The organism is Clostridium sp. Marseille-QA1073 (assembly GCF_054863625.1).
In genome coordinates this window covers 337,012-351,699 of sequence record NZ_JBSVQM010000001.1, presented here as the reverse complement: position 1 = coordinate 351,699, position 14,688 = coordinate 337,012, and the positions used below count along the sequence as shown (strand labels likewise).

Here is a 14,688-nt window from a genome sequence, read left to right as displayed (position 1 = left end):
ATTCAAATAAATATCTTAATCATTTCTAATTTGACAAATATATTTAAATAGAATATATATTTTTAAATATGTTTTACAATAATTATAAAGTTTTAAAAAATATGACCTAAATTATGGTAAATTTATCCTTGAATATGCAAATTTATACAGTATATAATGCATATGTACAAATTACACAAGGGGGATAAAATAATGAAAAGAAAATTAAAATCAATTTTAATACTAATGTTTGCATTTGTATTTATGTCATTAAGTTTTAATAATGCAAAAATAGTAAAAGCTGCTTCATTTGATGATGCGGTTATAGGTACGCAAAATTTAAATAATACACCTGAAAATAGTGCAAAAGTTGGAGATCAGATTAAGCTTCCGGAAAAAGGATGGAAAAGATATGACGATTCAAATTCAAAATACAATATAATGGGGAGTGGAAAATAAATAATACAGATCCGTACTACTATAATTCCTCTATAACATTTAGTAAGAAGATAGGAAATGATATTAAATTTAGGTTCTATGGAACCAAATTAAGAATACTTACTAATGGTAATATAGATAAACCCAAAGTTGTTAATATAAGCATAGATGGAGAAAATTATACTTATTCGCAAAAAAGTATAGAAGATTATCTTTTGAGAAGCTAGGATTAAATCCAGGAAATCATAATGTGATTATAACTGTTGCAGAAAATGCAGACCACGGAAATGTTACTGGATTGGATGCAATAGACATTGATGAAGATGGAGAGTTATTGCCATATGAAGTAAGTGAACAATCAATAACTTTGGATAAAACATCCATAAATTTAGTAGAAGGCAATTCAGATAAATTAACAGCTACAGTATTACCTGAAGATGCAGTAAATAAGAAAGTTGTATGGAGTTCAAGTGATGAAACAATAGCAACAGTAGACCAAGAAGGAAATGTAACAGCTATAAAAGAAGGACAAGCAACAATAACAGCTAAAGTAGAAAATACTGATTTAACAGCTACTTGTGAAGTAAATGTAAGTAAATTAGCAGAAGAAAATAAGAATAATGCAATTCTAAGTATTTCTTTAGTAAATGGAGCTACAAAAGAATATGATGTAAGCATGGAAGAAGTAAATAAATTCATAAACTGGTATGAAGAAAGAGCTAATGGCAAAGGTTCAGCATTATATTCATTTGATAAAAAGCTTAATCCATATACATCAGTAAAAGAATATATAGTACATGATAAAATAGTATCTTTTGAAGTTAGAGAATATGAAATAAGTAAATAAATTAGATAATCATAGCATCTAGGAAACTAGGTGCTATTTTATTTTGATGTGATAGGCGGTATGTACATTATTATAAAGCACTAACTCTTAAAAATTTACATATAATGATAATGTGAATACTTAAAAAGGAAGAGTTTAATATAATGAGAGATATTTATTATAGGCTATGGGATGATTACTGGAGAACCTATAGGATTAATAGCGAAGCAGCTATACAAATCGCTTCAGAGCGAGTTCCAGGTCGGGTAGAAAAAGTTAGAATAGATTATAAAAATAATTTATTAATCTATGAAGTTGACATTAGAAATGATACTGGATTGTATAAGGTTGAAGTAAATGCTGATACAGGAAAAATTCTTAAAATTGAAAGAAAATCTGATTAAAGTACAGAGGTTTAATTCTGTTAATTATCAAAACAGTATTTGAAGCTGATAGAGGAGCTGAGTGGAGCAAAGAGGTTTTAAGTGATTAATAAAAATACTAATAAAAAAATCTCTTTTAACAGGCCTCTTTTTTATAGCATTTAGGAAACTAGGTGCTATTTTTATGTGCATAAATAATCGACAAATGAAGGATTATATCCTAAAATGTAGAAATAGTTATATAAAATGGAGGTGTAATTATAATGGCAATGATAATAAATAATAATTGTGATGGTTCGACTCAAGGAGGTTTAGAATTTTTCAAGAGATATAAAGATGCCTTTGGAAATGTTATATCAGTTGAGATGCATGGTAAAAAAGATGAAGCTGAGTATAAATTAGTATTAATTAATGATAAGAATGAAGAGATACATTTAATTAATTCATGTTCATGTGGCTATTGGGGAGAAGGACCAAGAGGAACATACGATATTCTTAAATTATGTGGTTTCAGTATTACCAAAGAATTTATAATGGAAAATGAATCGTTTAAATTTGAAAAGTAGATAAATGTTCTCATAAATTAAATATAATATTATAAATAAGAAGATAGATATTCTAAACATAGGATTATCTATCTTTTTTATTTATATGAATAGGTAATCTAATGTCATTAAAAAAGAAGTGTAGCAAAACTGGATGTAATAAGATAGTAGAGCATGGAGTGATTTACTGCGATTATCATCAGAGGAAATGGGATGAAAGCGAAAAGGAAAGATATAGAGAATACCAAAGTAGAAGGCGTAAGGATAAAGAACAAAAGAAATATCAAGATTTTTATAATGATAAGAGTTGGAAGAAAATAAGAGATGTAGTGATTGCTGATTATTACGCAATAGATATACTGGAATACTATAGAACGGGAAAGATAATACAAGGTGAATGAGTACATCATATTATAGAATTAAGTAAAGATTGAAATAGTAGATTAGATGTTAGTAATCCTATATATTTAACAGAACAGAATCATAGATTATATTGGGAAAGATTATGTAAAAATTATAGTGACTTTAAATTTTTACCTATTTTTGCTATTATAGTATTAATTATCGATAGAATTTATTTTTTATGGAGGGTATATATGAGTAATGCAGAGATAAGGAATTTGGAGGGGTATAATGAATGGAATATTTATAGGAAATTTTTATCATTGCATGCCATCTGAGGTGGCTGATAAGGATGGTAAAAGAGCAATAATAAATTATTATTGTTTTGGGCCAATTGAAGTAGTTATATATGGTGTAACATCAATGAATGAGTATTATTTTGACTATACTTATCCAGAATTTTGGGGTGATGCTGAATTGGAACATGAGCATAATATAATCACTAAGAAAGAGATGCTAAAGGTTATTGATAGTGAAATAGAACTATGTGAACGTAATGGAGGCACTAATATTGCTAAAGCATTGAGAAGTGAGAAGAAATTGATTGAAGAATCTTAAATATTAAAATTAATTATATAAATTCCAATTTGTTAAGTAACTTAAAAGTAAATATAAATAATATATTAAAATACCGTATTATTCAGAAAGGAATTTGCTATATTTCGCATGTGGAAATTCAAATATATTATGAAGGAAGGCTTAAATTTATGTATGAAATAGACCAAAAGGTTAAAGACAAAGAATTTGACCGTATAGGAATTATAAAATTTAAAAAAATATGAAGAAAACCATTGGTGCTATTTAGTCTTGTTTCCAAATCATTTAAGACTATATATATGAAGATAGACTTGAACCAGTTAATGATTAGTTCGTATTTTGATATTTTTACGATATAAAACTAAATACATTTTAAAGGCAAGATAACGGACCATAAGGTCTTTTTTCTTGCCAATTTTTATGATAAAAACTTAAATTATATTACATAATCATAATTATGATTATTGAATTTAAAGTAAACTAAAACAACAGGTGAGAATATGGAACAAGAAGTAATAAAAGTAGCAATTAGTAAAGGATTAAAATACGCATTATTTGTATTCTTATTAATTTATGTTCTTAAAACTACACAAGAAAGAGAGAACAGATTAAATGCTACTATAGATAAGAACCAATCTATTATACAAGATCTAGCAGCGAAATTAAATGTGATTGAGAATGTAAAAAAAGACGTACAAGATATAAAAAATAAGATTAATTAAGAGTATAATAAGGTTGAAAATTGCTATAGATTAGTGTTATGCACTTAGTAGTGCTGATTATGTATATCACGATTAAATAGGCAATTGTTAGATTAGTTAAAGTAACAATTAAACATTAATTTTACCAACCTCAAAGAAGATAAAACTCTTCTTAAACTATTGAAACATCTAGGGTTATAAAGAGGTTTTTATTAAATTTTTTGAAAATATAAGATGGTTGGTAAAATTTTAAATAAAGTCTTTATTTTCAATGTATTACAGGTTATAATGAAAATAAAGAATGGCTTGAGTGCAGTGGTTAAACCACGTAGCATAAGATGTATTTAAATTGTAAAGCAATTTTTTCTTGTATCGAAATTCCTTTTGTTAAACCATAACATAAGATGTATTTAAATTCTATTTATTGTTATATATGGATAATTAGATTCCTAGTTGAACCTTAACATATGATGTAATTAATAAAAAGGATTATTAGGATTGTACCTAATAGTCCTTTTTTACTTTAAATATATTAAATGTAGTGTTTTCGTTAGGAGTTTTCTCATAATGAATTTCTATTTTATATTTATCAATGAAATGGTGATTACTTTTACTATGTAGGGATATATAAATTTATTATAAAAAATCTAAATATTCTTTATCCATCAATGTGGATACTATAAAATAAAGTGTCGAATAAAGCTATATATAATTATGTAGGAATTTTTTTACTATATGTGTTTAATTATCTATTTATTAATCTTACATTAATAATATATTCTGTGTAAATAGAGGAATTAAAGCTATAATTAATGCTTGGTTGTATAAAATTGTATAAAATGTTGAGATATTTATGTACATAAAAGTACATAAAAGGGGGAGAATTTATGAAAAAAATATTATCAGCAATTATAATTTCTATGTCTATACTTTTTTTATTAGTTGGATGTGGTAATTCTAAAGCTAAAGATGTCACAATAGACTCTATAAAGCAATCATTTGCTGAAGCTGGAATGACAGTTGGAGAAAATAAAGAAGTTATGTATCAAATGATTGGAGCAAATAACGGAATTAAGTTTGATATAAACGATGATACAGTTGAATTGTATTTCTATGATAATAAGAACTTGTTAGAAAATGGGAAAGAATATGTCAAACAAGCAAAAGATGGGGAAGTATCTTTAATGGGCAAAAATATGCCAGTGCTTTATAAAGATGGGTTCATGTTGCTTAACTACGATGAACATAAAGATAAGGATAAAATAGTTGAAACATTTAATAACAATTTTAAATAGAAAAATAATTCAACTAAAGCAAAAAGGGAACTGAAAATCACAAGTTCTCTTTTGTTGAACCTTAACATGAGATGTATTTAAATTGATAGTATTAAAAACTTTTGATGTTTTCTGATTATGTTGAACCTTAACATAAGATGTATTTAAATGCAATTTGTAATTCTCCACCATTTTCGTTTACTTGGTTGAACCTTAACATATGATGTATAAATCAAAAGGATTATTAGAAATTGTATCTAATAATCCTTTTTTAATTACAAATATATTAATATGTAAATACTCTTTGTAATATTATTTTGCTTGGTTACACAGAAAACTCAATACAATCTCAATTGATGAGAAAGTTAATCATTTATGCAGAATGTTTAGAAATAAATAATATATTGTTTTCTAATTTTGATAATGATATATTTTATGTACATTAAGATTTATAAAAACTATTTACAATGACATACATACATTTATAAAATTGTTAAAAATTCATGCAAACCAAGTGATTTCAAGGATTCTGGGCCAAGATGACGATGACGTTCAAAACGTATATCATAATGCAAAATTCCCAGAAGGATTTGAAGAATAAATTTCAAAGTTTTATAAATCAATGAATTTTATAATATGTAGAAATTATAAAAATTAATATAAATATTAAGAATAGGCTTGAATTTCGATATATAAGCTTTTGCTTAATTAATTTTCCATTTATAAAATTTTAAACCACCTTTAATATAGATTTTTAGTAAATAATCTATATTAAAGGTGGTTTTGATTTATTTAAAGAGATTGCAAAAGAGTTTAAGCTTGATATATAAATAAAAATGTTCTATAGAATAGTATTTGTTAAATTATGAAACTATTGAAATCATTGTAAATATATGATAAATTCGATATAGCAATTTAGAATTTAAGAGAGAAATTAAAAGATTATTATTTTTGATTTTAATGCTAACTTTTATTTAATATAGTGGAAAACTAAATCTAAAAAGTTAGGGAAGAACTATGGGAGAAAGAGCTAAAATATACTAGATTATTAAAGGTAATAAAAAATATTCAGAAGAGTTGTCCAATTATTATGATAGTTTATTCAATAAGGTAAGAAAAGATGTTACATTAAAGTTAAAAAAAAATTAAACATGGTTAAACATTAATGGACAAGTTATAGAATATATAAATTTTTATAAAAATATCAATAATAATTGTGATGGAGATTTTAAAAATGGGATGTTATATTAAAGGATTTTTTATCTTACTGGTAATAGGACTTATAGTTAAATACCCTATACCTTTTATTGTTATGATGGTAGCTTTAATTTATTTTATATTTAAACCAGAGAAGAAAAGTGTTATTGAAGAAAAGGAAATTAAAGAGACTTATAAAATTCCTGAAGAAACTTTTAAGTTGCATATTATCCATTTTAAATATGGAAATGAAGTAATAGCAAATAGAGACTTTCAAGTGTGGTTAGATGGTAAAGAGCTATACTTTTTTGGCAATGTTAGCCCGGAAAATCTTAAAATAAAACAATATATAAAGATAAAAATACTAACTAAAAATATTAATTTTTTTACTAGGATAGGAGATATATATACAAAAGGAAAAGATGGAGAAGTTGTTGACAACAGAGAAACTGTCATGGAAGTAATTGATGATAAAAATGAAATTACATATTTAAGATTTGATTCAGATGCATATGAAATTTTTGTAACATTGATTATAAATAAGGAAAAATCATTAGTTAGTCTTAGAAAAACAACAAGTGGTCAATGCAAATAATAATAATGAGAGTAATATTAGTAGTGATGAAAGCATGTATAGAATAGAAAAGATAAATAGCTAGGGGAAAAAGAATAGTTATAGAAGAAAAAGTAATTATTAACGAAAGTATAAAAGGATTAGGTAATCTAATCTTTTTTGTTTTTTTAGAAACAGAAAGATTATTAATAATGAGAATATTAGCTAGTATGTATAAAGTCTTACATAAGCTAATGTGGTATTTAAGTAAATGAGCATTGGATAAATTAAGCAGTTACTGAAGGCGTTTATTATTAAACCCAACAAGTATACACTTTGGCAATAACTTTATTGTAAAATTATGATAATGATATTTATGGGGTGGGGACATGGTTAATAAGAATAAAATTTTAATTATAGAAGATGAAAAATCAATTATTGATATAATGTACTATTCCCTTAGAAAAGAAGGAATGGAAGTTGTATATGGATTAAATGGAAGGGAAGGTATGGCTTTAGTAGAAAGTTTTAAACCAGATTTAATAATATTGGATCTTATGCTGCCAGATATTGATGGCTTTGAAATTTGCAAGATAATAACAGTAAAATATAAGATTCCTATTTTGATGGTTACTGCAAGAGACGATATTATGGACAAGGTTCTAGGACTTGAAATGGGAGCTGATGATTATATAACAAAACCTTTTAATATTAGAGAAGTAGTAGCAAGAGTTAAGGTAGCATTGAGAAGAATAGAAAATTTTAATAATAATTATATAGAAAAATATCAGGAGAAGGATATCATAGTATCAGAAAATATTGTGATTATACCTAAAAGCAGAATAGTAAAAAAGAATGGCGAAGAAATTAAATTAAAGCCGAGAGAATATGATTTATTGCTGCTATTTAGTGAAAATAAAGGGAGAGTTTTTTCGAGAGAAACTCTTTTAGATAGTGTTTGGACTATGGATTATGATGGAGATATTCGCACTGTTGATGTCCATGTTCAAAGGCTTAGAAAAAAGTTGGATGATAAAAACAATCTTTCTATTATAGAAACTATATTTGGAGTTGGATATAAGATGAGGTAAGGTCATGAAGTTAAAATATAAGTTTTTGATAGGATTTTTAGCTGTATTTTCTATAGCTTTTTATATATTAAATTTTTTTATAAGTAAGAATATAGAGAAAAACAACAAAGTAATCTTAAGTAAAGAGATGATGATTCTTTATCAAAACTCTCAAAGTTATATAACACAGTATTTTGTTTTAAATTCTATAGAGATAAGTGAAAAAGGTTTTAAAGATAATACAACAGATATAATAGTAGAACTTAGTGATAAAAATAATTGTAATGTTTCATTATATGATAAAGATGGTAATATACTGAATAGTTCCTATGGTGGTGAAGATGTTACTGTTTTTCCTAATTTTAAAGAGGATGTAATTTTAGGAAGTAATGAAGATTTAAATATGGCAAAACAAGACAAGCTTTCTTTTTTAGTGAATAATATAGAAAACAAAACCATTGTAAATCTATCTTATCCATTATATATTAATAAAAATTTCTTAGGGATAGTACGATTTAGTAAGGACTATACCTATTTATATGAGGGAAATAATAATCTTTTAAATATAGTAAGAATAATTGTTGTAATAACCTTTACAATAATTTTTATTTTTTCCTATCTTTTGTCCATAAAAATAACTAATCCAATTATGAAATTAAGTGAGGCTTCTAGAGAAGTTGCTAAAGGTAATTATGATGTAGAGATTTCTATAAAGTCCCAGGATGAAATAGGAAAACTTTCTGAAGATTTTATAAACATGAAGGATAAAATAAAAAGCCAAATAGAAACTTTAAAGGAAATTCAAGCATATAGAAAAAAATTTTTTGATAATGTAACTCATGAATTAAAAACTCCTCTTACCACAATATCAGGGTATGCAGAAATTCTTAATGAAGAAGAATTTAGTGATGAGGAATTTTCAAAAAAGGCCATAAATCATATAAAAGATGAAAGCGGCAGATTAGAAAAAATGGTCATAGAACTTCTAGAAATATCAAAGTTAGATTCCTTTGACCATAAAAAGATAGAAGTTGAAAGATTCAATTTTTCTAAACTATTAGAGAATTTGTGTTATCATATGAGCTTTAAAGCAAATAAATATAATATGGATATAGAGGATCATGTACAGGATAATATATATATTTATGGAGATGAAAGTAAATTAAAACAAGTTATAATTAACCTTTTAGATAATAGTATAAAATATGGTAAGTCTAATAGTACTATAGAAGTAAAGGCAAATATTATTGATAATTACTATGAGATTGATATTAAAAACAAATTTGCAGATAATGAAGAAAAAGAAGTTGGAAGTAGGGGATTAGGGCTTTGTATATGTAAAAATATAATAGAACTTCACAAAGGTATTTTTACCATAGAGGATATAAATAATGAATTTAAACTAGTAAAATTTAAAATCCCTTTAAATTAGCAATACTTTGGCAATAAGTAGATAAACTATGGCAATATATACAAGCTAAAATTTATATAAGAAGTGTTGAAATTTTGGGGGGATTTAAAAATGAAAAAAAGAATCACAATATTACTAAGTATAATTGTAGTGTTTCTTAGTGGATGTGGTACACATCTAAAAGATAATGCAGTAATTTTAGAAGAAAATCTATCGCAAGCTTCTAAAGAAGATTCTCAGTTAGAAATAACTAAGAAATTAATAGAAGAAAAAGAGATATTTGATGGAGAATTTTGGGATGCTACCTACAAACCATCATATAGTGTTATTCCAGAAGAATTAGGAAAAAGTGGTGATATGGTAAAATTAAAACTTTTTGGTGAAAAATTGGAATTGTTGAATATGGAAAGAAAAGATGGACCATATAATCTTCAAACTCAAAGTGATGATAGAAAAAATATTTATTTTAATGCTGCATCAGATAAGGAAGGTATTTATAAGGTAAAAGCTGATAATATGAAAGAAGTTGAATCCGTAATTACACTACCTAAAAAAGAGGATTTTATATGCAATTTCAATGTATTAAAGGATGGTAATATTATTTTTAGGGGGATTTATAATGAAAGTATAGGAATATTTTATTATAATGCTTCCAAAAATTCAATAAATAAATTAATAGCAGGCGGGAGAAATGAAAAGGGCATGTGGATACCAATATATAGCTTATCTCCACATGAAAATAAAATAATTTATTACCAACTTAAAGATAGTACTGGCAATGTAAATATTTATGGAGGGACTTTTAGTGAAGGAAAAATTAAAGATGTTACAATAATTGAAGAAAATATAGTACCTGTAATTTCTGGCTATATTAAAGATGGTAGAAATGTTATAAAAGCCAAAAATCTTATTGGTGCGTCTTTTATAACCTGGAATAATGAAAAAACTGCTATGATATCAATACCTTCAAAGATACCTTCAGAGTATAATTGTAAAGAAAAGACATATAAAGTGACTCTTGAAAATGAACAAGATAAAATAGATAAGGCAGCTAGAGAATTTATAAATAAGTTTTATACTGTAGGATCAAAGGAATATGACTTAATGAGGACGTTAGGAAATAACAGCAAAAACAAAAAAGAGGTTGCTAAATTGCTTGAAGATTCACTAGCATCTTGTATGACTAGTGATGCACGGCTTACATTAATAAATGATATGAAATATATAAATAGATTAAGTGAATATATCTCTAAGAAAGAAACTTTAAGTGTATATAATATTGTTCTAGAGAAAACAGAAAAAAATGCTGGTTATGTAACCTACACTTATAAAATTACATTCTGGAAGAAAAGTAGTGATAATAAAGATGAAGTAAAAGAAATATCAAAATCTATATGTTTAGAACAAGAAAACAAACAATGGAAGGTTAATAATTATACTAAGTTTACTTATTAGCATTTGAAATCTATGCAGATATTTAAATATAAGAGTCTTTAATTTTTTATTCTAGATTATTAATATTTAATTTCTAAAAATTTGATATATATTAGATAAATCATAAGGAGGAAATAGCATGCCATTAAATTCTTTTAATAAAGCATCAAAGAATAAAGATCAATGTAGAAAGAGTTGATATGATCCTAATAAATTTATCACAGCTGGAAGCTGGAAAATTACTGCAATATCATTAGCAATATTAATAGGGCTTTTTCTTATAGTATTTTTATTTGTTTTATAAATTAATTATTTTAGCTTATAAAATAATAGAAAATAATACTATTTCCTTCTTTAAACTTTTATTGTTTATATACAGCCATTATATTACTGTGATCTTATTACAGTTTTTCTTTATATAAAGTTGTTTAGGAACTTTAATATATAATTTATAAAATATTTTCCTATGATTTGAATAATTATTTTATGTAAATATACATAAATTGAGAATTTAATAAATGATTATATAAAAATATATAATATACTTAATATATTATATGAGGTGATTTTACAATGAAATATAAATTTAACTTTGAAAATAGAGAATATGAGCTAAAAGAAGACAACCTTGAATATATTTATGATGAAAACATTGAAGGCTTTGAGTATGAAACCCTTATAGAACTTTTAAATAACAGTGATAAAGTTAGTTTTGATTTAGAATATTTTGATGGACGTTGTGATGTATGTGAGGCTGGTAAGGGAGAAGGTAGAAAACATTATGATTTTCTAGAATATCACTTCTTCGTATTTACTAAAAACAATAAATACATTATAAGTACTATTTCAAAGGATTATGAAGAAGGTATATATACTGACCTATATAAGAGAAAAGCTATAGATAATGATTTTATAGTAAGTATAATTGTATGTAAAGAATGTGGAGCATGGATGGTAGAAATAGAGCAATGTGATATGTAAGAAAATATTACATAAGTGTTATAGATATCAAGTATAAAAATTAAGAATTAATATTTAAGAATGAAGAATTAAGGAAGGAATTCACTTTTAGCGAATTTCTTAAAAAACTTCAAAGGCATTGGAGCTTTAACCTTAATTCTTTATTTTTAATTCTTAATAATAGGTGGTATTTTGTAGGGGTGAACATTGTTCGGAAGTTTAAACTTATATATATGAAATTACTATTCTTGGCAAGGTAAAGATAATTTTTAATATATAAAATTAAAGACTTCTACTACAAAAGAGAAGCCTTCAAAATTTTTATAAATTTTTAATTATATAAAGTCTATGCAACCTCATTTATAGTATTGATATTTTGAGGAGCTTTCGTTTTTTAAATACTCTACTTCCAATTTCACCAGCTAGTAATCCACCTAGAACACTAAGACCTACTGCTAAAACTACATTTAGAGGATTGTTAAAGCCAAAAGGTGCTAATAACCCAGGAATAGGAGAAGCTGTTCCTGGAGCATTATTTATAATTTTAAAATGTGCAGCTGCTAATCCTGAAAGTCCACCACCAAAAAAGTTAGAAACGTATATTGGTATAGCATTGGCAGTTACGATATGTGCTTGAGTTAAAGGCTCTAGCATTACAGCGACAACATTGCTTTTATTTCCTAATTTTAATTTGTGGAAAATCATTCCGTTTGTAAATGAACCACCTACACAGGCAATAGATGCAATACCCATTGCTAAACCCTTAAGGTCAAGCATAGCAGTTAATGCCATTGAACTTAATGGAGATGTGCAAATCATTTTCATAATTCCGCCTAGTAGGAATCCCATTAAATAAGGAGATTGCTCTGCTGCTATAGAAATCATTTCTCCAATATTGATTAAAGTCGCATTAACTACAGGATCTACGCCTAAAGCAATACCTCATTGTAGTTAAGAAACTAAAAAATAATGTCAATACTAAAGATAAACAAATAAGGAGGAACACTTTTATGTATAAACTTACTTTTGATTACCCTCTTTCAAAAGCTGAAGAAGCAGCAGAGAAATTATATATTGTAGATATATACAATGTATTTTATGAAACTCCAATAACTATAACCACTACGGATTACGGATATGGATATTACGAAAATAAAGATGAAAAAATAAATTTCAATATTGTTGTAGAAAGTGAAAATTACAACGAGGCAAAAAAACAAAAAAGTATAGTAGCAAGTACTCTTAATTTATCTAATGTATCTATAACTGAAATAAAAAATGTTGAGTTTAATCAAAATGTTGAACCAATAGATTTAAATAATGGATGGATAATTGCATCTCCAGATTATACTGTAGAAGGAAAAAACAAAATAAACTTTATTCCACAAGGAGCTTTTGGTACAGGACTTCATGAGACAACTCAAGACTGCCTTCGTTTTATATTAGAAGAAGATTTTACAAATAAGACTGTCTTAGACATTGGTACAGGTTCCGGCATATTATCAATAGCTTCAGCTATTAAAAATGCTAAAAAAGTAACTTCCATAGATATAAGAGATGTAAAAGAAGAAATAAATCTAAATGCTTCCTTAAACTCGTTAGAAAACATAGATGTTTTAGTGGGTAATGCCTTAGATGATGAAATCACTCTTATAGACAGCTATGATTACATATTTATAAATATTGGTGGAGAAGAAACACAAATGTTTATGGACTTTATAGATCGTCATATGAAAAAAAGTGGAAAACTATTGATATCTGGTCTTGTAGAGTGGACCTTTGATCTTGTTATAACTGAAGTAAATAAATATGGTTATACACTTCTTGATAAAAAGCAAACAAATGAATGGTGCACTTCAATATTGATTAAGGACTTCATTTAGAGATAAATTACTTAAAAAGTCAATATAGCTAACCTCTTGGATGTTTAATTCACAACTTTAATCAATGGAGAATTGAGAATGGACAATTGACAATTATGGTTGAAATTAATTCTTACAAATTAATTTCTTTAATAGTCTTTTAAAATAAAAGTGACTATGTCATTTCAAAAAGAAATCAATTCAAAACTTTTTCCGTAAGGAAAATTATCCACAATTATCCATTGCCAATCGTCAATTTTCAATTGCATAAGTATTATCTTTCACTATAAAAAATTATACCGTTTATGAATTTTTTTATATTAATTTTTCCGTGAATATTGGTTTTACCTCTGATACAATCCATTTCTTTTTTTATCTGTTCAAAATTGTACAGCCCGTTAGAATATTCAATAAATGTTTCATTCATATAGTCCTCTAAGCCTAAATTTGCTATATTTATCATTCCAACAGTAGCAGCACGTCTAATCCGTTGCTCCATAGATTTAGGATTATCAGTAAACTTGCTGCAAAGCTCTCTTAAAGTGTAATCTGAGATAGTTTCATTATGTTTCTGTAAATATTCTATAATTAAAATGATATCTTTACTGCCAAGTTCACCCATGATACCAAGCTTTTGAAGTATGTTTTTTAATTTGTTTATGTAGGTATTATCTTTTTTGGGAGTTTCTATATTTAGAGGTGTTTCAGTTACAAATAAATCTTGAATCTTACCTAAAGTTCTATTCATATTTATATTTTCTGTTACTTTTTTAATTACATTTTCAACTTCTATAGCATTTACAGGTTTTTGAATATAAAATTCAATTCCGTTTTCATAGGCTTTTGCTATCATATCCTTTGAAGTAACTTGAGATAGCATTATAAAATTAATTTTTAAATTGGATTCTTTACAAGATTTTACTATAGTAATGCCATCTTTATAGGGCATAAGCAAATCTACAATTACTACATCAGGCTTTAATTCCTTTATATCTTCAAAACCATCAATACCATTAGTTGCATAACCAATAACCTTTCCGAGGTTTCTATCTTCAATAATAAGTTTTAATATATTAATTATACTTATATCATCATCAATTAAAAAAAATCTCATAA

General features: G+C 25.9%; 14 protein-coding genes and 2 pseudogenes. 14 read left to right on the top strand and 2 right to left on the bottom strand.

All coding sequences use genetic code 11. The annotated features are described in order from the left end of the window. Positions 1 to 192 precede the first annotated feature (192 nt). The 13 genes and pseudogenes from ACY1IQ_RS01560 to ACY1IQ_RS01500 all read left to right on the top strand — a co-directional run bounded on the left by ACY1IQ_RS01560 (position 193) and on the right by ACY1IQ_RS01500 (position 11,731). The gene (locus tag ACY1IQ_RS01560; protein ID WP_461612289.1) at positions 193 to 438 is read left to right on the top strand and encodes a hypothetical protein; all 246 of its coding nucleotides are present in this window, start codon (positions 193 to 195) and stop codon (positions 436 to 438) included. A 337-nt stretch (positions 439 to 775) separates the two neighbouring features. Beyond that, positions 776 to 1,264, top strand: a pseudogene (locus ACY1IQ_RS01555) (Ig-like domain-containing protein); the annotation flags it as partial. Positions 1,265 to 1,407: 143 nt separating this feature from the next. Next, a complete protein-coding gene (locus tag ACY1IQ_RS01550) occupies positions 1,408 to 1,647 on the top strand; it encodes a PepSY domain-containing protein (protein ID WP_039631297.1) in 240 nt (79 codons plus the stop codon). Positions 1,648 to 1,889: 242 nt separating this feature from the next. Continuing rightward, positions 1,890 to 2,192 carry a hypothetical protein gene (locus tag ACY1IQ_RS01545; protein ID WP_461612288.1) on the top strand — a complete coding sequence of 101 codons (303 nt, stop codon included), beginning with the start codon at positions 1,890 to 1,892 and terminating at the stop codon, positions 2,190 to 2,192. Positions 2,193 to 2,293: 101 nt separating this feature from the next. Beyond that, the gene (locus tag ACY1IQ_RS01540; RefSeq protein ID WP_461612287.1) at positions 2,294 to 2,572 is read left to right on the top strand and encodes a hypothetical protein; all 279 of its coding nucleotides are present in this window, start codon (positions 2,294 to 2,296) and stop codon (positions 2,570 to 2,572) included. Between the two features lie 232 nt (positions 2,573 to 2,804). Next, a complete protein-coding gene (locus ACY1IQ_RS01535; RefSeq protein ID WP_461612286.1) occupies positions 2,805 to 3,131 on the top strand; it encodes a hypothetical protein in 327 nt (108 codons plus the stop codon). A gap of 479 nt (positions 3,132 to 3,610) precedes the next feature. Next, on the top strand, positions 3,611 to 3,832 hold the full coding sequence (locus ACY1IQ_RS01530) for a BhlA/UviB family holin-like peptide (RefSeq protein WP_461612285.1): 222 nt from the start codon (positions 3,611 to 3,613) through the stop codon (positions 3,830 to 3,832). Positions 3,833 to 4,698: 866 nt separating this feature from the next. Beyond that, complete coding sequence (locus tag ACY1IQ_RS01525; RefSeq protein ID WP_461612284.1) at positions 4,699 to 5,106, top strand: hypothetical protein; 408 nt, start codon at positions 4,699 to 4,701, stop codon at positions 5,104 to 5,106. 1,213 nt (positions 5,107 to 6,319) lie between these two features. Continuing rightward, positions 6,320 to 6,877, top strand: a complete 558-nt coding sequence (locus tag ACY1IQ_RS01520) for a hypothetical protein (protein ID WP_461612283.1) — start codon at positions 6,320 to 6,322, stop codon at positions 6,875 to 6,877. Positions 6,878 to 7,224: 347 nt separating this feature from the next. Further along, positions 7,225 to 7,926 carry a response regulator transcription factor gene (locus ACY1IQ_RS01515; protein ID WP_461612282.1) on the top strand — a complete coding sequence of 234 codons (702 nt, stop codon included), beginning with the start codon at positions 7,225 to 7,227 and terminating at the stop codon, positions 7,924 to 7,926. A gap of 4 nt (positions 7,927 to 7,930) precedes the next feature. Next, the gene (locus ACY1IQ_RS01510) at positions 7,931 to 9,337 is read left to right on the top strand and encodes a HAMP domain-containing sensor histidine kinase (protein ID WP_461612281.1); all 1,407 of its coding nucleotides are present in this window, start codon (positions 7,931 to 7,933) and stop codon (positions 9,335 to 9,337) included. A gap of 90 nt (positions 9,338 to 9,427) precedes the next feature. Continuing rightward, on the top strand, positions 9,428 to 10,771 hold the full coding sequence (locus tag ACY1IQ_RS01505; RefSeq protein ID WP_461612280.1) for a hypothetical protein: 1,344 nt from the start codon (positions 9,428 to 9,430) through the stop codon (positions 10,769 to 10,771). A gap of 552 nt (positions 10,772 to 11,323) precedes the next feature. Further along, positions 11,324 to 11,731, top strand: coding sequence for a DUF3785 family protein (locus ACY1IQ_RS01500; protein ID WP_461612279.1), 408 nt, complete (start codon positions 11,324 to 11,326; stop codon positions 11,729 to 11,731). A gap of 339 nt (positions 11,732 to 12,070) precedes the next feature. Here ACY1IQ_RS01500 and ACY1IQ_RS01495 read toward each other — a convergent pair. Beyond that, positions 12,071 to 12,649 (bottom strand): annotated as a pseudogene (locus ACY1IQ_RS01495) (PTS sugar transporter subunit IIC); the annotation flags it as partial. Between the two features lie 71 nt (positions 12,650 to 12,720). On the opposite strand from ACY1IQ_RS01495, the gene ACY1IQ_RS01490 reads away from it, so the two are divergent. Continuing rightward, positions 12,721 to 13,593, top strand: coding sequence for a 50S ribosomal protein L11 methyltransferase (locus tag ACY1IQ_RS01490; protein WP_461612278.1), 873 nt, complete (start codon positions 12,721 to 12,723; stop codon positions 13,591 to 13,593). A 253-nt stretch (positions 13,594 to 13,846) separates the two neighbouring features. Here ACY1IQ_RS01490 and ACY1IQ_RS01485 read toward each other — a convergent pair whose 3' ends face one another. Beyond that, a complete protein-coding gene (locus tag ACY1IQ_RS01485) occupies positions 13,847 to 14,686 on the bottom strand; it encodes a response regulator (RefSeq protein ID WP_461612277.1) in 840 nt (279 codons plus the stop codon). Positions 14,687 to 14,688 lie beyond the last annotated feature (2 nt).